The organism is Bacillus sp. FSL H8-0492, from assembly GCF_038006145.1.
In the GTDB taxonomy this organism is placed as follows: Bacteria; Bacillota; Bacilli; order Bacillales; family Bacillaceae_G; genus Bacillus_A; species Bacillus_A mycoides.
Window position 1 is genome coordinate 199,709 of sequence record NZ_JBBOUP010000001.1, and the last position, 19,369, is coordinate 219,077.

Sequence of the window (19,369 nt, forward strand, 5' to 3'; positions counted from 1 at the left end):
TTTGAAACACTTTCATATAATAACAGGAAATTACCTATTTTAGAAAGTGAATTCAAATAAAATGTATATTTAAATAAGAAATAAAATTCAGTCATTAGTTAGGTCATTTTATTTTTCGGGAAATAAAAAAAGCAGCTTTTGTCGAAAACTGCTTTAGGAAGTGGTAATTCGCTTGTTAATGATTTGAATACATAATAAAAATAGTAATGACATGCTAATTGTTATGATGACAAGAGTCCAAGCGAGTTGCATATTACTTGCATCAATAGCCATATAAATTGCAGTTGGAATCGTTTGTGTTTTGCCAGGTATATTTCCTGCAAACATTAAAGTAGCACCAAATTCCCCGAGTGCGCGAACGAAGCTTAAAATCATACCGCTAAGTAGCGCGGGGAATGCAAGTGGGAGTGTAACGTGTAGAAAAACTTGATATTCACTCGCACCAAGGTCGCGCGCACCATCTTCAATTTGCACATTCGCGATGGAAAATCCTGTTTTTGCTGATTGATACATGAGCGGAAATGCAACGACTGTAGAAGCAATGATAGCAGCAGTAGATGTAAACATAATGGACTGCTGAAATAATGATTCAATCCACTTTCCAATGGGACTGTTATTTCCAAAAATGATAATTAGAAAAAAGCCGATAACAGTTGGTGGAAGCACCAATGGTAATAAGAAAATAGTTTCTAGTAGTACTTTATATTGCCACGAGGAGCGCGCTAATGCTCGTCCAATAATCGTTCCTAAGATCGTAACGATAATGGTGGCGCATGCAGCTACTCGCAAGGATAGAAAGACAGGTGACAAAATTGTATCAAAGCTCATAGCAATTATGGCAGGATTGTAAATCCATATTTCTTAAAGATAGATTGTGCATCTTTTGATTGCAAATACTCATAGAATGAAGTCGCCTCTTTCTTATGCTTAGATTCCTTTATAACACCTAAAGGATAGTGGATTGGCTCATGAGAATTAGCCGCTACCGCCTCTACAATTTTCACCTTGTCTGAAACGAGAGCGTCTGTTTTATATACAATACCAGCATCAACATTACCTGTTTCTACATATGTTAACACTTGGCGAACATCTTTTGTAAATACGATTTTATTTTGAACGTCATTCCAAAGATTTTCATGTGTGAGAGAAGCTTTTGCATATTTTCCTGCAGGTACAGATTCGGGTGTACCAAGTGCGATTTTCTTGATTTTGGCATCCTTTAAATCTTGAAATTTTGTAAGAGAACTATCTTTTGGAACGACTAGAACTAGTTCATTTCCAAGAAGGTTTTTCCCTTCTTTTTCATTAATGAATCCTTTTTTAACAAGAGTTTGGAATTTATCTTCTGCTGCAGAGAAGAATAAATCAGCAGGTGCACCTTGTTCGATTTGTTGTTGAAGTGCACCAGAAGCACCGAAGTTAAAAGAAAGTTTAATGTTTGGTTCTTTCTCTTTATATTGTTTTTCAATTTCTTTTAGTGAATCTTGTAAACTTGCAGCCGCTGATATAGTCAGCTCCACTGATTTTCCCTCTTTAGCAGCTGACTTTTCTTCGCTTGAACAAGCTACACTGAATATAAGAAGAAAAGAAAGTATAAGTACCCCAATGGATCGTAAAGTAAATTTGTTCATAAAAAATCTCCCTTCGTTTACTAAATTAATTATAACTAAATATAACTAATTATAACTAGTTATAATTGAATATAATTTGAACGATATAGTTGTTTTTAAAAACTAGGAGAAATATTCTTTTCTTTGTTACAATGAAGGAAGAAAGTGAGGAATCGTCTATGGATCATCATTCCTACACAACGGAAGAAGTAGCAAAGCAATTAAAAGTATCAAAATTAACTGTATACGACCTAATTAAAAAAGGAGAACTTCCTTCTTATAGGGTTGGTAGACAAATGCGCATTGATGCAACGGATTTAGAACAATATATAAAGCAAATGAAAACAGGGAAGGTACAAGTTAATTCTGTAAAGAAGGACGAAAATAGTACCTCGAATACACGCATCATTAGTGGTCAAGAACTAACGTTAGATATGTTGGCAAAACATATAGAAAATCGTTTACCCAATTCTAATATATTAAGAGCATATCAAGGAAGTTTAACGAGTTTAGTGAAGATGTACCAAGGAGAAGGAAGTATCGTTAGTCTGCATTTGTTTGATGGCGAAACGGGTACGTATAATGTTCCTTACGTAAAGCGTATTTTAGTTGGACAACCATGTATTATGATTAATTTATTGGCAAGAAATGTTGGGTTTTATGTGCAAAAAGGGAACCCGAAAGGAATAAAAACGTGGGCTGATATATCCCAATCCTCTATAAAATTTGTGAATCGAGAAAAAGGCTCTGGTATTAGGGTGCTAGTGGATGAACAATTACGAATTCAAAAGTTAAATAAAGAACATATTAGTGGATATGAATGGGAAGAATCAAATCATCTTGGTGTTGCTTCGCAAGTTGCGAACGAAAAAGCTGATGTTGGAGTAGGGTCAGAAAAGGTTTCGCAAATTGTAAATGTAGACTTTATTCCGATAATGAAAGAACAGTATGATTTAGTAATTTTGAAGAATAAAGAAAACGAAGAGCTTATTGAAGTTATGAAAGACATTCTGCAATCGGAAGAATTTCATAATGAGTTAAAAGCGATTGGCGGATACGATATTACGAAAACAGGCCAAATTATATATGAAACAAACTAAAAAGCTGCTTGTCTATAAGACGAGCAGCTTTTTCTATATATAAAGGGGTTTGGGGAAACGAATTGTTAAACAAGACTTTGAGCAAGTGTGTAAATGAAAGCTGTAAGAAGAGTAGCTCCACTTGCAAGTCCGATAAAGTCTGATTTGTTGAAAGTAATGTTGTTCATTATAATCTCTCCTTATTTGTTTAATGTAGTTGCAACAGCTTTTGCATCGACAAGTGCGGATAGCACCATGCCCATTGTATTGAAAAATTTGTTTGATTTCATTTTGTTCATCATGCGTATCCGCTCCTTTTCGAATTGTTGTTGCCCTGCTTTCTGTCTTAATTATATGAAATATGGCTGCCTGCAACTATCGAATTAGCTTACGGGAGGATTACACTTTTGTAAGAAAAAAAGACATTCATGTAAGAATGTCCTTCAAAGCATATTGATATGATGGTGCTCTTTAATTGTTTTTAAAAAGCTGCGCATCGAATTGGTCATGTAACTATCTTTACGGCGTATGAAAACAGTTGAAATACTGCCGTATTTCTCCGGAATTGGATGGCAGTGGACTTTACCTGCTGTAGAAAGGTGCTGCACCGCAGACTGGGGGACGAGTGTAATCCCAAGACCGAGCGCTACGCTATTTAATATAGTTTCTAATATGTTAAATTCCATAATTCTTTTTGGTAGCAAACCTTCATCTTTAAGCCATCGTTCAAGCTTGGAACGGTATCCACATCCTTGATTAAAAACGAGTAGGGGCGTCGTAGTAAATTCTTCTATATGAAAAGCTTTATTTTGTGTAACAAGCATTAATTTCTCAGTACTAACATCGTATTGTTCAATTAGTGGATGTTTAATAGGACCTGATATAAAGGCGCCATCTAATTGATGATCAAGTACTTCTCTAATAAGTTCTTCCGTTAGACCGGCTTGTAATGATAAATCGACATTTGGATAGCTTTTATAGTAAGAAGACAAAATGGTAGGTAATGTACTGACTGTTTCGACTGTACCAATTTTTAATATGCCAGATGGTGTTTCACTATCTAAAAACACTTGTTTTAGCTCTTCAACATCTTGCAAAATTTTATGAACATAAACGAGCATTTTTCTTCCTTCAGCTGTTAAAGTCATGCCTCTCTTATGACGGTAAAAGAGAGGTGTTTTCAGCTCGTTTTCTAATTGTTTAATACGTACGGTTACATTTGATTGTACGTAATTTAATTCCTTTGCTGCGCCACTTACACTACCGCGGTCGGCAACGCTTTGGAAGATTTGTAAGTCTCGTAATTCCATTTTATGCTCCCCCTTGATGTTAACTATCATTATAAATGATAGTTAACATCATTTTGAATCATTTTACGTGATATATTTTTTCTTTTACAATTCTCCTTGTGCAAATAGAAAGAAGCGGGGGATTGTGGTGAGAAAAGGTCAAATGATAATAGGTGCTTTAGCGTGTTTAATTGCAAGTATGTCATGGGGAGCGATGTTTCCGGTTGCTGATCATGCGCTAGAATACATAGATCCGTTTTATTTTTCGTTTATTCGTTATGGGGCGGTAGCAATTGTACTGATTGTATTATTGCTAATGAAAGAAGGAAAGAAAGCATTTCGCTTAGAAGGAAGAGGAAAGTTACTCGTCTTTTTTGGAACAATGGCGTTTACCGTATATAATGTATTAATTTTTCTAGGACAAATGTTAATGGGAAAATCAGGTGTAATGGTAGCTTCTATTATGGAGGCGCTTATGCCGATGATTTCAATTTGTATTTTATGGGGATATAAAAATATAAAGCCGAAGAAATATATGATAACGAGCATGATTATTGCGTTTGTAGGGGCTGTATTTGTTATTACGAAAGGTGATATGAGTTTCTTTTTAACATTGAAAGATAACATGTTTTCGCTAGCATTTATATTTGTTGGTGTTGTAGGATGGGTAATTTATACGATGGGTGGTCAAACGTGTAGCGATTGGTCAACATTACGCTATTCTACTTTGACGTGTGTATTGGGTACAACTGTCACAGGGATTATAACTGTAGTCATTACAGTGCTTGGATATGTGTCTGTTCCAAGTATGGAAACGATTTCTATTGTGAAGTATGATTTGTTATTTATGATGACATTACCAGGTATCGTAGCACTACTTGCTTGGAACTACGGTGTGAAAATCTTATCATCCATTAATGGTATTTTATTTATTAACTTTGTGCCAATTACTACTTTAGTTATTATGATGATGCAAGGGTATAAAATAACAACATTTGATATTGTAGGAACATTATTTGTTATTGCAGCGCTTATTCGTAATAATGTTTGTCAGAGAAAAGAAGAAAATATAAATAAACAAATTTTGCAAGAAAAGCAATTGCGTCAAGCTGTTTAATAGGCAACTGGAGGATTTTATATGTTAGAAAGTTTATTGTTTTTCTTTGCTGCTGGAGTTGCCTGCGAGCTTGCAGCAATTAATCGAAACGGTCGTAAAAATATAAAACAACAAGCTGAATTGATACAGCTTTTAAAAGACTTGAAGGAAAGAAAAAATTAAAAAGACGACCGGGCATAGACGGTCGTCTTTTCTATTATTATTTATATAAAGGGGAAAGGGGACACAAAGTTATATAAGCGTAGCAGCGTAAATAAAAGCAGTAAGAAGAATCGAGCCGCTAGCTAGTCCTAAAAAATCTAATTTATTAAAAGTCATGTTATTCATTATAAATTCTCCTTACTTGTTTAATGTAGAAGCAACAGCTTTTGCATCGATAAGAGCGGAAAATACTATGCACATTGTATTTAAGAAATTGTTCGTTTTCATTTTGTTCATCATATAGATCCGCTCCTTTTCAAATGGTTGTTGTTACTTTCTGACTTAATTGTATAAGATAGTGGAGGGAGCCACTATCGAATTAGCTTACAAGAAAATTACACTTTTGTAAGAATTGAAATTTAACAATAAATACTTATTTTTATTACCAACTCCTAAAACTTAGTGTTATAATCGTTGTAAGAAAATGATTATACTTCGGATATTCAGAAAGGAACGAAACAAATGTATAAACCAATTACATTTTCGTTGAAATATATATTTAAAATGGCTGGGAAGGTAGAAGTACAAGGGAGAGAGAAATTACCGGAAGGTGGCCCTTACGTTGTTGCGTGTACACATACAAGTTTTATGGATGTTTTAATGTTAGCGGCAGGAATGTACCCAACCCAAATTCATTACATGGCAAAAAAAGAATTGTTTGAAGGGAAATTTAAAAATTGGTTTTTTAAAAATGTAAATGCATTCCCTGTAGACCGTGCGAATCCAGGGCCAAGCACATTAAAAATTCCATCACGTTTATTAAAAGAAGGAAAAGTAGTAGGGATTTTCCCGAGTGGGACGAGGTCATCAGAAGACGTTTCACTAAAAGCTGGGGCTGTTACGATTGCGATGCGTTCTAACGTTCCGTTAATACCGGCAGCTTATGTTGGTCCATCAAGTATAAAAGAATTGATAAAAGGAAAAAAAGCGCGATTAGTTTTTGGAGACCCAATTCAAATCGATGCTGAAGAACAAATAGATCGAAAAACGGCTATGAAGATGATGACAGATGAATTAAATGCAAAGTTTGAAGAACTAAAGGAAGTTTTGCAGCCGAATCAAAGCTAAAAAAGACGACCGGGTATAGATGGTCGTCTTTTTTATTATTATTTATATAAAGGGGAAAGGGGACACAAAGTTATAGTGTAGCAGCGTAAATGAAAGCAGTAAGAAGAACCGTGCCGCTAGCTAGTCCTAAAAAATCTAATTTATTAAAAGTGATGTTGTTCATAATGCATTCTCCTTACTTGTTTAATGTAGAAGCAACAGCTTTTGCATCGATAAGAGCGGAAAATACCAAGCTCATTGTATTTAAGAAATTGTTCGTTTTCATTTTGTTCATCATATAGATCCGCTCCTTTTCAAATGGTTGTTGCCCTGTTTCTGACTTAATTATATGAAATGTTGCGGAGAGTCACTATCGAATTAGCTTACAGGAAAATTACACTTTTGTAAGAAAAACGAATGAAAGTGTCATGATGAGAAGATTTGACATATGTTCATGTGATTCATTAAGTTAAAAGTAGAGGTGAGTGTATGGCTAATATTAAAGATATTGCAAAGATGGCTGGGGTTTCAGTTACGACTGTTTCGAGGGTATTAAATGATCATCCATATGTAAGTGAAGAAAAAAGGAAAGTTGTTTTAGAAATAGTTGAGAAATTGAATTACTCGCAAAATGCAAATGCTGTTCATTTATCAAAAGGGAAGACGAATATTGTTGGCGTGATTTTACCTTATATTAATCATCCGTCTTTTGATGCGATGGTGGGTGGAATGATGGAAGTTGCGTTAGCTCATAATTACAGGGTGCTTCTTTGTCAAACGAACTACAATAAAAAAGAAGAAATGAAAAGTTTACATATGTTGAAAACAAAGCAACTAGACGGTCTTATCATTTGTTCTCGTGCTAATGAGTGGGAAACTATAGAGCCTTATGCAGCGTATGGGGCGGTTATTGCTTGTGAGGATAATGATATTGAAAGCATATCGAGTGTATATACAGATCATTTTAATGCCTTTCAATTAGGGATGAGTTACCTTATTGAAAAAGGTTATAAGAAGATTGGATATTGTACGGGAAGAAAGTTAGGGCCAAGTAGTAAGAAACGTTTTGATGCTTATAAACAACAGCTACAATTAATAGATGAAGAAGTGATGGAAGATCGGATTTTCACAGAATGCTTTACGTTAGAAGATGGTGTAAGAGTTGCACATCAATTCAAGGAGATGGAGAATCCTCCTGAAGCATTAATAGTGGCAGGAGATGAAGTTGCTATTGGGATCATGACAGAAGTTGAAAAATTAGGTATTGAAGTTCCTGAGGATTTAGCGATTATTGGTTTTGATAATCAACCGATTTCTCAAGTTTTACAACTGACAACCATTGACCAAAATTTAAAGGGAATAGGTAAGACGGCTTTTGAAATGTTTTATAGGCAAGTAAGTGATGAGGGTTCTAAACAAGAAAAGATGGAAATTCCGTATAAACTTGTGGAACGCTCGACGGTTTAGTATTTATCCGTTATGTGTATAATCACATAACGGATTATTTTTTGAAATGTCTTTGACAGGAAACGCGTTTCATACTTTATAAAAGAGTTACACCGGTCTGTAATAATCCATGGATTCTTTTCAAGTGCTAAAACAATGAATAGAATTTGGAGGAATATGCATGAATGAACTTTTATTAAGTATGAAAAAATATGTAGAGGATGACGAAAAGATTTTAGCGTTTGTCGTAGGGATATTTGAAAAGGATGACTTTACTTTATGTTATCAACATGGGATTTTTGTTGCCACTACTAGACGTCTTCTATTTTACGGGAAATTTTCGTGCTATCCTGCGATATTTGAAGAGTATTCATATTTGCATATAGATGACATAGATTTCCGTCCATATTTCGAATGTACTTGTAATCGTGAAACCATTAGAGCTAAGTATATTCAGAGTGGGAATGTGGAGCGCTTTGTCCGTACAGTTAGAGCTAATATGAATAATTAATCACCCCTTTGTTTAAACATAATATCTTGGTCTTTGTGAGGGAAAATGCGGAATAAAAACAACTTCTAAACCTCTAGGAGATAGTGATACAATGTCAAATGGGGGGAGGTATGAACTATGGTTAATCAACGTATAAAGGAAATAACACTAATTACAATTGGTTCATTATTATTCGCAATTGGTATTAATTACTTTGCAATTCCAAACCGTTTATCAGAGGGTGGAATTATTGGTTTAACGGTTGTTACGTACTATTTATTTGATTGGTCACCAGGAATTGTGAATTTTGGTTTGAATGCAATTTTATTAGCTGTAGGTTATAAATTTTTTGATAAGAAAACGATGGTTTACACAATTATAGGTATTGTGGAAACCTCTTTGTTTTTATATGTTACAGAACATATCGAATATCAAGTAAATAGTGATACGTTACTAGCAGCTTTATTTGCTGGTGTATTTGTAGGTATCGGATTAGGCTGTATGTTCAAAGCTGGAGGTACATCAGGAGGATCGGCAATTTTAGCTCGACTAGCAAATCAATATTTAGGTTGGAGCGTTGGTAAAGGCGTACTTATTATTGATATCGTTGTAATTGCGGGTTCTGTATTTATAATAGGACAAGAAAAGGCAATGTATACACTTGTAGCTGTATTTGTCGGAGCGAAAGTAATTGATTTCATCGTGGAAGGTATGGATACAAAAACAGCTGTTACAATCATTTCAAATCAACCGGATTTAATACGTGAAACTATTACAAAAAACATGACACGCGGTGTCACTGTATTAGAGGGACGCGGCGGATATACTGGTAAAAATAAAGAAGTTTTATATATCGTTATTAATAAACAAGAGCTTGTTAAGTTAAAGCAAGTTATTAGTAGAGTTGATGAAGATGCCTTCGTTGTCATTCACGATGTGCGTGATGTACTTGGCGGTGGCTTTAAAGCAAGCTAAAAGGTGAACGAGAAAATTCGTTCATCTTTTTTTATTCTTACAAAAATGTAAGGGTAATGTAATGGGATTGAATGGTAGATTAAATTCCTGCTCTTTAGAATGGATGTATAAGTATCCTGCAGAGGAGGAAGATCAGTATTATGAAGAAAAAAATAATTACTACTGTAATAGCCATGGTAGTGATAGTAGTAGTATTACTACCTACGAAACTTGGACCGGTTATTGATAAATATAATCCGCTTTATACGACGAAAGAATACTATACAATTGTGGATGCGATTGGTCAGCATGTCGGTGATGAATGGTATGAATATGAATTTATTGCATTTGATGAACGTGGAAGAGAACAAAAAATAAAGAAGACTGTTAAGCATATGTTAAAGAGAGATGAAGCATTAAAGGTGTACGCAAAAGGACGCTACGGCGAGGCAATTGAAGAAATTGAAGCTGGAAATATTCCTATTAATGCGAAGAGTAAACTTTTAACGATGAGATAGCGAATTATACCCCCGCCTATTTTTTGTCGAAAATAAAAATACTAGGTAGGGGTATTTTAGATCCGTGAAAAAGCCTTAGTCCATATGGACTAAGGCTTTTCTTATTATATAAGGGGGAAGGGGGTACATTGTAGTAGCATGAGTGAAAGGTATAAGAAGAGTCGGCTACTAGCAATGTAATTTGGTTATGTGAGTATTCTTCTTATTTGGCTTACTTTCTAACCTTATTGTACAAAGTATAGGTAAGGGGAACTATCGAATTACATTACACATAGCTTACAAAAATGTAAGACTCCTGTAATGCAATTCGATAGTTAAAAGATAGTAAATTTAATATAGTGTAACTAGAAAGTCTCATTTTATTACTTTCTGATTCCCAATGTTAATGAAGAACGAAAAACCAACTAACTTTGAATAGGCCTCATCTTAGCTTAAGATGAGGCCTTTTTTCAAACCTTACAACATTGTAAGGTTTACGTAAGTTAATTCGATAGTAAATTTGTCATATTTTTTGCATAATAGATACAAATAGATAAAAAATAATTAGGGATATATTAAGAAGGGAGAAAACTGGGATGCGTAAAGAAGAAGTAGTGAAGTTTCCAATTAAAGATTTCTGTAGCTACTTTACTGTTGCCGTAGTATGTATTGGATTATTTGATATAATAACAAATTTAATTGTTAACTAATATAGATGATAAAACAAGAAGGAAGACCCTTTCTTGTTTTTTTTATGGGGGCATAAAGATGAAATTGATTGATAGCCATATACATGTTGATCAATATGAGAATGAAGAGAAAAGTAGATTATTTATAGATGTGGAAAACAGTAAAGAGATACAAGGGCTTATTGCAGTATCTATGAATTATCAATCATGTCTAGAAACTTTATCTTTAGCAAAGCGATATCCTTTTGTACATCCAGCAATAGGTTTTCATCCGGAGCAGCCGATTCATAAAGAGGAATGTGAGAAAATTTATAAATTAATTGAAGATCATGTAGATGAAATTGTTGCGATTGGTGAAGTGGGACTCCCATATTATTTAAGGAAAGAAGATGAAAATATTGCTATTGATCCATACATAGCGGTGTTAAAAAAGTTTGTGGAACTAGCTAGTAAATACGATTTACCAATTATATTGCATGCGGTTTATGAAGATACTGACACTGTATGTGGTTTACTTGAAGAATATAAAGTTTCGCGTGCACACTTTCATTGGTTTAAAGGAAGTGAAGAGACAATGAAACGGATGATGAGGAACGGTTATTATATTTCCATCACACCGGATGTTTTACATAAGGAGAAAATTAGAAAAATAGTTTCGTATTATCCGCTTGAATATATGATGGTAGAAACAGATGGGCCGTGGGAATTTCAGAAGGATACGATGACACATCCTTATATGATAAAAGATGTATTACAAGAAATTAGTATAATAAAAAAAATATCAGTAGAGAAAGTTACTGAGCAAATATATGCGAATACGGTGCGATTTTATAAAGTTAGTGAGTCATAAAAAAACACCAAGCATCTCGCTTGGTGTTTTTTTTATGACTCTAATTTTTTCGCACGTCTTAATAATAAAAGAAAGACAATTATAATGAACCCAATTATAAGGAAGAACCCATATTGTTTTATATAATCAATTATGTCATTCGCACTTGTTGGTTTTTCAACGTGAATGCCTTCTTTATTAGTAGTAATATGAATATCTTTCATTTTTACTTCATTCATGTCTTTTTGTAAATCAATCCACTCTATGTTTGGAATACTTTCTAGTTCTTTTAATACTTCTTTTAATGGTTCAACGCCCAAGTAAGGATGATAAAATGCACCGATAATTCCATCAGATAGTTTAGTGATAGATAAAGCACGTTCTTTCATTTTTGCTATAGCTTGTGGCTTCCCTTCTTCAATAAAGCCAACAGTTTCAGGAATTAATTTCATCCCATGCAAAAATGACGGTGTACTTATATAAGCTGGTGAGTGCATTGATTTCCAAGTTGTATCGTTAAGTTGTATTTGTCCTACATAAGTTGAAAAATATTGTGATAGTATTTCATATCCTTTTTGAGACATTGTATAGTGCGGAGCTTCAAAGGCAACTGGATATAATTTAGCTTCTACAAGCTCTGTAATCCCTTTTTCAATATGATCTTTAATATATTTTTCTTCGAAGGCTTTCCCGTTTTTTACGTATTTATTATAGTCTTCTGTAGACTGAAAATCTTTTTTTGTTTTTGATTTTTCATGGTTTGGTTGGCGAATTGGTTGATCTGTTTTTACATCCCAAAATTCAAAACCTTCGCCAGTTTCACTATCATAAAACTGATGTGTGTAACCATGCATAACGATAGAGCCACCATTATCTTGCATAAAGTGTAAAACATCGATTAATTCAGAGTTATCCTTTAAATGTACTGTTTTTCCTGTGTCTGGATCTTTGTAAACAGGGATAACGGTAATCATATAAGGGAGCTTTTCCTCTTTTAGTAATTCAGCGATTTCTTTTAATTGCTTTACATCTACAGCTGGATGAACGTCTTCAAGACGTAAATAAGCTGAATTTTTATCTGTCATAGGCTTTTGTTCGAAGTAAGAAAATAGCATTTCACCGACGTAATGAGACATCCAATCAAAAAGATTTGGAGTCGCGACATAATAGGATGTTCCTTGTTGAATGATTAACGGATGAGTTCCATCAGCACTCAAGGCGTAAGCAAGAGTTGTTCCTTTTGTTTCAATTTTCTTCATTAAGCGTTCTTCATGTAATTCATTTTTTAACTGGTTAGTCGGATATTCTATAGTGTGAATTCGTATATCGGTTTCTTTCGAGGTAATGAAAGAAAAACGATTAGATAATTGTTCAACATTTTGTCCTAAAACTAATATGGGACCTGAGAAGTTTTCTAGAAATTGTTTTACTTCAGTAGAAAAATCTTCTTTTTTCTCTCCGATATAAACAATATGTGTATAAGAAGATGAGTTAGTAGTTTCATTTACCTCTTTTAAACTTTTTACTGTTATATCATTTGTGAAATGTCCTAACTGAGTATTAAGGATTTGTACATTGTTTGTAATTTTATTGTCTTCTGTACTATACAAAATAAGTACTTTTGGCTTGGATGATGTTTGCGCAGATGTGTGTATAGGAATAAGTAGTAAAATGCTAAAAAAGAGTAGTAGGAATTTTTTCATTTATATATGCTCCTAGTCTATGTAGAATTCAATTTACAATTATATACAAAAAATAAGTTATAGTCTATGTAAGTTACATTTTTGTACGTATTTACCATATGTTTTTTCGCAAAATCGGTCTAAAGCATGATGATAATATGTATAGTAATTTGCTATGATTGAAAGGTAAGAGAATGATAGAGTGTTGGTAATTGTAAAAGAAAGGCTGAAAGGGGACAAATTTCAGCGGAGAAAGAGGTAGAGGTAGTGAAGAAATTCTTTGTAGGATTTTTAGTTGTTCTTGGAGTGTATTTATATTTCCAAGGAAAGTCTGAAGGAATGGGTAAGCTAATGAATGAAACAAGCTATGTTGATTCAGAAGAAGCAAAACAGATGAAACAAATCATTATAGAGGAAGCAAAGAAAGTAAACCTTCCGGAATGGATACCTCTTACAATTGCCGAACACGAAAGTAGGTTAAATCCAAGAAGTGTTGGAGATAACGGAACTTCATTCGGATTGTTTCAATTACACCGCGGTGGTGGGCTTGCGCCAGATCATTTAACTGATGAAGAGCTGAAAGATCCACGTACAAATGCGCAAATTGCAATGCCGCATTTAATGAAAGGTTATAAGCGCGGGGTGCAAAAAGGTTTGACTGATTTTGCATTACTGAAATATATAGCGAATACATCTGGATGGCCAGGGAATTTAGGACCAGAGTGGACGGATAACAATATGAAGTATAACATCGGATTAGAGGATGTATACTATCGAAATAAAGGTGTAATCAAAGAGTAGGTTTTCTATACCTACTCTGTTTTTTTGTGAATAATTTTGTCTTCGTGCTTCATGAAATACTGCGCTAGTTGTATTTTCACCTCTTCTAGTTTTGTAGAAACTTGTGGTATTTTATATCCTACATACAACGGTGAAACGACAAACCTAGGAACAACTTTACAAATGATTTTTCCATTTAGATGATAGAAGAATAAGTTATAACTACTACATCCTTTATGGAAATCTGTCAGTATGTAACGTACAGTTTGCTGAATATAATTGGCCATTTCATCTATAAATGCAATATCTTCAATGATGATATTAAATTCAGTAAAGCCGATAATAGGACGCTCTGAAATATTGAGTTCAATGCGTTCATTTTTTTGAACAATTACCCCTTGGAAATTTGCTTCCTCAATATTTTCAAGATAGTCTATATGTTTCATTCCGATAATTTGCATATGTGCATGATGCAAACTTCCGCCTGAAAATGGACCATGATTTTTGTATAAAATCACAGAAGTGAATTCTTCATTTTCCTGTAAGTTTAACCAATGGAGAATAGAGAAGCGAATTAGTTTTCTCATATGTTCTTCTGTATATGTTGCGATATGGTCTTCGCAATTATCTGTTTCGATTAGCACGGTTTGAAAGGTATCCTGTAATGTAGGGAATTTATTTTTTAACCAAATAATAGAGCCCTCAGTTGCTAAAATATCCGTTAAATTTTCTCTGTCACAAAAAGGACATGCAGTGTTTCTGTTCCGAATACTTTCTGGTTTTTGTTTACCGATATCGTTTGAAAAATATAGTTGTTGTGTATCCATTTGTATTTATGCCCCTTTAAAATATATGTAAAATCCCGCTTAATACATTCGGGAAAAGGAGAAGGAAATCCTTTAAAGGGAATAGGGAAAAATAAAAGACAAGATATCCTCATTGCAATAGGGTACCTTGTCTTTTATTTTTTCTTTAATAGTGTGTATGGATAATATAGAGCATTTTCATTTTGTTTCTTTTTTCTATTTTTTATTGTGTATAAGGCAATTGCTGTACTTGCGATTACAATAATGGCTTTCTTCATATTCATATACCTCTTTTTATTGTTGGTTTAATTCTTGGCTAACTGCTTTCGCATCAACTAAAGCATGTAAGATCATTTTTACCATGTTCATCATAGTTCTTTCCTCCCTTTTATAGTTCGTTTAGTTCTTTTACAACTGCTTGTCCGTTCACTAATACCTCAAAGATTACTTTTACGATTTCTTTCATCATGATTATTTCCTCCTTGTTTTTGTCTCTCTTGTTTACATCTTTATTGTATAGGGAGGTATCTTTTCGTACTATCGCTTTCCATTACGTGAACATAACAGTTTTGTAAGATTTGATGTCACTTATTGAAATGTTTAGTCTATCTTTATTATTTTCAGAAAAATGACTATTCAAACATAAATCGGGGAAGTATAATAAAGAAGTAAGTATTAAATTCCGTACGAAAGGAGTGAATGAGATGAAATGTTCTTTAGCTACGCGCGCAAAATTTTTAGATTATATCTATATTTGTCGTGCGATTTTTCATGATGTAGTTGTTAACGGGATACGTATGCCCTTTTTTAACAATTGCATAGTAGCTATTGAACGATAGAAGTCTCTTCACCCATTTTTGATAAACGTGTGAAAAGGGAGCTATTTGGCTTCCTTTTTCTATGACAAAAACCATGGGGAATGTTTCTTTCCCATGGTTTTTTATATTGAAAGGAGTACGGAAAATGACAATTTGTAGTGTAAATAATGTAAAGAAATCTTTTGGTGGAAACATCATATTTGAAAATATATCGCTTGAAATAAAGAATGGAGAACGTATTGGATTAGTTGGTCGTAACGGTAGTGGGAAGACAACTATCTTTCAGCTTTTAACAGGAATTGAGGGTTTGGATGCAGGGGCTATTCATGTGAAGAAAGGTACGCGCATTGGTCATGTAGCACAAATTCCAAAATTTAATAATGAAATGAATGTATATGATGTATTAAGCTCCGCTTTTAAAAAGGAAAAAGAGTTGGAGATAGAAATGCATGCTTTAGAAAAAAATATGGCAGAAGAACAGGAATCATCTGCTTTACAAAAATTGATGGAGAGATACGGAGTAATTCAAGAAAGGTACGCGTTTCTCGGTGGTTATGAAATAGAAGCGAATATTATGAAGGTAGCAAATGGTCTACAGGTGACGGAACTATTTTCAAGATCATTTATGGAGTTAAGTGGTGGAGAACAAACAAAAGTAAGCCTTGCGTATATGCTATTGCAGAAACCAGATTTACTTCTATTAGATGAACCAACAAATCATTTGGACTTATTTGCAGTCGAGTGGTTAGAGCAATTTCTAAAAGAGTATACAGGAACAGTTATGGTCATTTCACATGATCGCTATTTCCTTGATGAAGTTGTAACGAAAATTTTTGATTTAGAAGATGGAGAAATTCACGTATATCATACGAACTATTCACAGTTTGTTGAGGAAAAGGAAGAAAGATTGCTTCAAGAATTTCAAGCGTATCAAGAACAGCAAAAGAAAATAAAGAAAATGAAAGAAGCGATTAAGCGTCTACGCGAATGGGCAAATCAAGCGAATCCGCCGAGTGAAGGATTGCATAAGAGAGCGAGAAATATGGAACGTGCATTAGAGCGCATAGAGAAACTAAAGAGACCCATTTTGGATAGAAAACAGATGGGACTTCAGTTTGACGGGCAAGAGAGAAGTGGGAAAGATGTTGTTGTAATGAAAGAAGTGAGTAAAGGATTTGCTGACAGATCTTTATTCGAGAAAGTAAATTTGCATATTCGTTTTCAGGAGCGCGCAGCTATCGTTGGACGTAACGGTACAGGAAAGACTACGTTATTAAAATTACTACTAGAAGAAATGAAGCAAGATACTGGAGAAATTCGGATTGGTAGTAGTGTGAAAATCGGTTATTTATCGCAACATGCGTACGGGAATATGAAGAACAATGTATTGGAAGCTTTCAGAGATTGCGTGGCTGTAACAGAGGGAGAAGCAAGACATATATTAGCTCGTTTCTTATTTTATGGTCCAGCTGTTTTTAAGAAAGTAACACAACTTAGCGGTGGAGAAAAAATGAGGTTAAGGCTCGCGCAACTTATGTATCAAGATGTTAACTTTCTTATTTTAGATGAACCGACGAATCATCTTGATATTGAATCAAGGGAAGTTTTAGAGGAGGCCCTTGAACAATATAATGGGACGATTTTAGCTGTTTCACATGATCGTTATTTCTTAAATAAATTGTTTGAAAAGACATATTGGATTGATGAGCACAAATTATTTGAGTTTGCAGGGAACTATGCATGGGCTCGTCAAAAGTGGGAAGAAAGAATTGAGAAACAAGTAGTAAAACAGAAGCAGCAACAGCAAGGGAATAAAGCGTTAGAAGTAATGCCTATAAAAAAGAAGAAGTCTAGGGATTTAGAGGCAGTTGAAAACGAGTTAATGCATATAGAAGAAGATATATATGCACTCGAATGTAAAATGGAACATGTAGTTGATGTTGAAATGCTTGAACAATTATATGAAGAAAAAACGAAAAAAGAGTTTTTACGAGCGGAGTTATATAATGAGTTAGAGAATATTGTGGAGTAAAGAAAATAGAATGAAAAAGAGCAAGTTGTTTCCTCATATTTTTGGGGAGGGCTTGCTCTTTTTAGTATAATGAAAGCAGAAAAATTGGTATAATTTTCTTGCTGCTGTGATAATAGAATGAACTTTAGGTCACTAAAACGTGGGGAGAATTTTATGTTAGGATATGCGCGGATTGCTACAATCGTCATGATTTGCTTAGTTTACGCAAATCATGTTTCACGTGAAACAGAAAATTTACAAATTTTTGTCGGTATTGCACTTTTTATTTATATTGTGAATCATATTTTGCTTGTAAAAGCAAAAGGGAGTAGGAAACTTGTTTTTTATACCTTGCTCACAAACGGTATTGTCACAGCGTTATTAGGGTTTTTATTTCCCGAGACATGTTTGTATTTAATTATATTTGGAATTGATGCGGTAGGATTATTTATTCATGATTGGCGTAAAAGGATGACTTATTTTTTTATCGCTTTTTTCTTTCTTTGTTGGTTTATAAATATACTACATACGTATCAACATACAGAGAGTCTGGAATTGGAGAGTAATGCAATTAACTTTATGTTTATCATTTTCAGTGCTTTAGCTGGAAACTTAATAAAAAAACTTACAGCTGCGCGGAAAATGGTAGATGAGCAATATGAGGAATTAGCATTATCTCATACAGCTTTAAAAGAAGCACATGAACAATTAAGGCTATATGCCAAAGAGGTAGAGGAATTGACAGCGGTTCGGGAGCGAAATGATATTGCCCGAGAAATTCATGATACCGTGGGTCATAATATGACAGCTTTGCTTGTGCAGTTGCAACTAGCGGAAGCGCTATGGAAGCAAAACTCAGATACGACAGAAACGGTTTTACATACATGTTATGAACTGGCTAGAAAGTCACTTCAAGAAGTAAGAGCTTCTGTTCATGCTTTAAAAGAGGAAAGTAAACTAGGAAACATAGTAGAAAATATGCGTGGAATGTTGAATGAATATTCTAAAATGACGAAAGTACAAGCATCTTTTCGATTGCAAGGAGATCCTGTTACAATTCCATTGTCGCTACATCCTACATTACTTCGTATTATGCAAGAGTCTTTAACAAATGCAAAACGTCACGGGAAAGCGAGTTTATGTGAAGTGAGTTTAACTTGTTCAATGAAACAAGTTAAACTCTGTATTTCGGATAATGGTGTGGGAGTCAACGAGGTAAGTCCAGGTTTTGGTTTACTTAATATGAAAGAACGTGTAGAGGAACATGGTGGAACTATTCAATTTGAGAGTGAGATAGAAAAAGGCTTCCAGTTACAGATTGAATTTCCGCTTCAGGAGAAAACATGGGTAATAGGGGGAACGGTATGATTCGCATTATGATTGTTGATGATCAATCACTCATTCGCGATGGTTTAGCGATGTTATTAAATTTACGCCCAGAACTTGAAGTAGTGGGAACGGCTACGGATGGAGACGAAGTGATACAAAAAGTGAAAGAGCTACATCCTGAAATTATTTTGATGGATATTCGGATGCCTCGTATGAATGGTGTTGAAGGAACACGTTTAGTTAGAGAACAGTTCCCTCATATAAAGGTTCTTATGTTGACGACATTCAATGATAGTGAGCTTATTTTTGAAGCATTGGAGCAAGGAGCGAGTGGTTATTTATTGAAGGATATGGAGACAGATGCAATCGCGCAAGCAATTTTAACGGTGCATAGTGGCGGGGTTGTGCTTCCTCAGGATATAACAGCGCAAATTATAGAGGAATTAAAAAAGACGAAAGTGGCAGTAGAGTGTAACCCACCAGAACAACTAAAACAATTAACTGAGCGAGAAGTAGATGTTTTAAGAGCAATTGGACTGGGGTTAAATAATAAAGAGATTGCCGAAAAGCTATTTATTACCGAGGGAACTGTTAAGAATCATGTTTCTAATTTGATTAGTAAGCTAGAACTGAGAGATCGAACACAAGCAGCGATATACGCAGTAAGGTATGGCGTCACGATGTACACATGACTT

General features: G+C 34.3%; 23 protein-coding genes. 14 read left to right on the top strand and 9 right to left on the bottom strand.

The features are described 5' to 3' along the window. Positions 1-153: 153 nt before the first annotated feature. The gene (gene modB, locus MHH66_RS01140) at positions 154-828 is read right to left on the bottom strand and encodes a molybdate ABC transporter permease subunit (protein WP_078185463.1); all 675 of its coding nucleotides are present in this window, start codon (positions 826-828) and stop codon (positions 154-156) included. 5 nt (positions 829-833) lie between these two features. Beyond that, a complete protein-coding gene (modA, locus tag MHH66_RS01145) occupies positions 834-1,631 on the bottom strand; it encodes a molybdate ABC transporter substrate-binding protein (RefSeq protein WP_078185464.1) in 798 nt (265 codons plus the stop codon). A gap of 131 nt (positions 1,632-1,762) precedes the next feature. Here modA and MHH66_RS01150 point away from each other — a divergent pair, with 131 nt between their 5' ends. Further along, a complete protein-coding gene (locus tag MHH66_RS01150) occupies positions 1,763-2,710 on the top strand; it encodes a substrate-binding domain-containing protein (RefSeq protein WP_063218202.1) in 948 nt (315 codons plus the stop codon). A 65-nt stretch (positions 2,711-2,775) separates the two neighbouring features. Here MHH66_RS01150 and MHH66_RS01155 read toward each other — a convergent pair whose 3' ends face one another. Both MHH66_RS01155 and MHH66_RS01160 read right to left on the bottom strand, forming a co-directional pair. Beyond that, complete coding sequence (locus MHH66_RS01155; protein ID WP_001060020.1) at positions 2,776-2,877, bottom strand: DUF3948 family protein; 102 nt, start codon at positions 2,875-2,877, stop codon at positions 2,776-2,778. A gap of 255 nt (positions 2,878-3,132) precedes the next feature. After that, positions 3,133-3,999 carry a LysR family transcriptional regulator gene (locus MHH66_RS01160; protein ID WP_078185465.1) on the bottom strand — a complete coding sequence of 289 codons (867 nt, stop codon included), beginning with the start codon at positions 3,997-3,999 and terminating at the stop codon, positions 3,133-3,135. Between the two features lie 127 nt (positions 4,000-4,126). Here MHH66_RS01160 and MHH66_RS01165 point away from each other — a divergent pair, with 127 nt between their 5' ends. Both MHH66_RS01165 and MHH66_RS01170 read left to right on the top strand, forming a co-directional pair. After that, the gene (locus MHH66_RS01165) at positions 4,127-5,095 is read left to right on the top strand and encodes a DMT family transporter (RefSeq protein ID WP_002124765.1); all 969 of its coding nucleotides are present in this window, start codon (positions 4,127-4,129) and stop codon (positions 5,093-5,095) included. A 21-nt stretch (positions 5,096-5,116) separates the two neighbouring features. Next, a complete protein-coding gene (locus tag MHH66_RS01170; protein WP_002063481.1) occupies positions 5,117-5,257 on the top strand; it encodes a YrzO family protein in 141 nt (46 codons plus the stop codon). A gap of 69 nt (positions 5,258-5,326) precedes the next feature. Here the strand turns inward: MHH66_RS01170 and MHH66_RS01175 are convergent, their stop codons facing one another. Next, positions 5,327-5,422, bottom strand: a complete 96-nt coding sequence (locus tag MHH66_RS01175) for a DUF3948 family protein (protein ID WP_002124767.1) — start codon at positions 5,420-5,422, stop codon at positions 5,327-5,329. A 336-nt stretch (positions 5,423-5,758) separates the two neighbouring features. Here MHH66_RS01175 and MHH66_RS01180 point away from each other — a divergent pair, with 336 nt between their 5' ends. Further along, positions 5,759-6,364: a lysophospholipid acyltransferase family protein gene (locus tag MHH66_RS01180; RefSeq protein ID WP_063218201.1), complete on the top strand. Its 606-nt coding sequence runs from the start codon at positions 5,759-5,761 to the stop codon at positions 6,362-6,364. A gap of 70 nt (positions 6,365-6,434) precedes the next feature. Here the strand turns inward: MHH66_RS01180 and MHH66_RS01185 are convergent, their stop codons facing one another. Next, positions 6,435-6,527 carry a DUF3948 family protein gene (locus MHH66_RS01185; RefSeq protein WP_012260201.1) on the bottom strand — a complete coding sequence of 31 codons (93 nt, stop codon included), beginning with the start codon at positions 6,525-6,527 and terminating at the stop codon, positions 6,435-6,437. 305 nt (positions 6,528-6,832) lie between these two features. On the opposite strand from MHH66_RS01185, the gene MHH66_RS01190 reads away from it, so the two are divergent. From MHH66_RS01190 to MHH66_RS01210, 5 genes are all read left to right on the top strand, one after another. After that, entirely contained in the window at positions 6,833-7,810 is a 978-nt protein-coding gene (locus MHH66_RS01190) for a LacI family DNA-binding transcriptional regulator (RefSeq protein WP_002124775.1), read from the top strand. 160 nt (positions 7,811-7,970) lie between these two features. Next, positions 7,971-8,300: a PH domain-containing protein gene (locus tag MHH66_RS01195; protein WP_002091410.1), complete on the top strand. Its 330-nt coding sequence runs from the start codon at positions 7,971-7,973 to the stop codon at positions 8,298-8,300. Between the two features lie 117 nt (positions 8,301-8,417). Continuing rightward, a complete protein-coding gene (locus MHH66_RS01200; RefSeq protein WP_002009911.1) occupies positions 8,418-9,254 on the top strand; it encodes a YitT family protein in 837 nt (278 codons plus the stop codon). A gap of 140 nt (positions 9,255-9,394) precedes the next feature. After that, positions 9,395-9,751 carry a YxeA family protein gene (locus MHH66_RS01205; RefSeq protein WP_002009906.1) on the top strand — a complete coding sequence of 119 codons (357 nt, stop codon included), beginning with the start codon at positions 9,395-9,397 and terminating at the stop codon, positions 9,749-9,751. Between the two features lie 747 nt (positions 9,752-10,498). Then, positions 10,499-11,269, top strand: coding sequence for a TatD family hydrolase (locus MHH66_RS01210; protein WP_002009903.1), 771 nt, complete (start codon positions 10,499-10,501; stop codon positions 11,267-11,269). Positions 11,270-11,301: 32 nt separating this feature from the next. On the opposite strand, the gene MHH66_RS01215 is transcribed toward MHH66_RS01210, so the two are convergent. Beyond that, positions 11,302-12,951, bottom strand: a complete 1,650-nt coding sequence (locus MHH66_RS01215) for a DUF2334 domain-containing protein (RefSeq protein ID WP_063218200.1) — start codon at positions 12,949-12,951, stop codon at positions 11,302-11,304. 246 nt (positions 12,952-13,197) lie between these two features. Between MHH66_RS01215 and MHH66_RS01220 the strand changes: the two genes are divergently transcribed. Next, positions 13,198-13,731 carry a transglycosylase SLT domain-containing protein gene (locus tag MHH66_RS01220; RefSeq protein ID WP_000713256.1) on the top strand — a complete coding sequence of 178 codons (534 nt, stop codon included), beginning with the start codon at positions 13,198-13,200 and terminating at the stop codon, positions 13,729-13,731. Positions 13,732-13,742: 11 nt separating this feature from the next. Here MHH66_RS01220 and MHH66_RS01225 read toward each other — a convergent pair whose 3' ends face one another. Next, positions 13,743-14,537: a DUF4931 domain-containing protein gene (locus MHH66_RS01225; protein WP_063218199.1), complete on the bottom strand. Its 795-nt coding sequence runs from the start codon at positions 14,535-14,537 to the stop codon at positions 13,743-13,745. 134 nt (positions 14,538-14,671) lie between these two features. Continuing rightward, complete coding sequence (locus MHH66_RS01230; protein WP_002029408.1) at positions 14,672-14,800, bottom strand: hypothetical protein; 129 nt, start codon at positions 14,798-14,800, stop codon at positions 14,672-14,674. Between the two features lie 420 nt (positions 14,801-15,220). Here MHH66_RS01230 and MHH66_RS01235 point away from each other — a divergent pair, with 420 nt between their 5' ends. The 4 genes from MHH66_RS01235 to MHH66_RS01250 all read left to right on the top strand — a co-directional run bounded on the left by MHH66_RS01235 (position 15,221) and on the right by MHH66_RS01250 (position 19,366). After that, positions 15,221-15,355 carry an RAxF-45 family protein gene (locus tag MHH66_RS01235; RefSeq protein ID WP_002139888.1) on the top strand — a complete coding sequence of 45 codons (135 nt, stop codon included), beginning with the start codon at positions 15,221-15,223 and terminating at the stop codon, positions 15,353-15,355. Between the two features lie 124 nt (positions 15,356-15,479). Further along, positions 15,480-17,366, top strand: coding sequence for a ribosomal protection-like ABC-F family protein (gene abc-f, locus MHH66_RS01240; protein ID WP_063218198.1), 1,887 nt, complete (start codon positions 15,480-15,482; stop codon positions 17,364-17,366). 153 nt (positions 17,367-17,519) lie between these two features. After that, positions 17,520-18,713 (top strand): sensor histidine kinase, encoded by a 1,194-nt coding sequence (locus tag MHH66_RS01245; protein ID WP_078185466.1) that lies wholly within the window; start codon positions 17,520-17,522, stop codon positions 18,711-18,713. Beyond that, positions 18,710-19,366: a response regulator gene (locus tag MHH66_RS01250; protein ID WP_063218196.1), complete on the top strand. Its 657-nt coding sequence runs from the start codon at positions 18,710-18,712 to the stop codon at positions 19,364-19,366. Before MHH66_RS01245 ends, MHH66_RS01250 begins: the two co-directional genes overlap by 4 nt. The last annotated feature ends 3 nt before the right edge of the window (positions 19,367-19,369 follow it).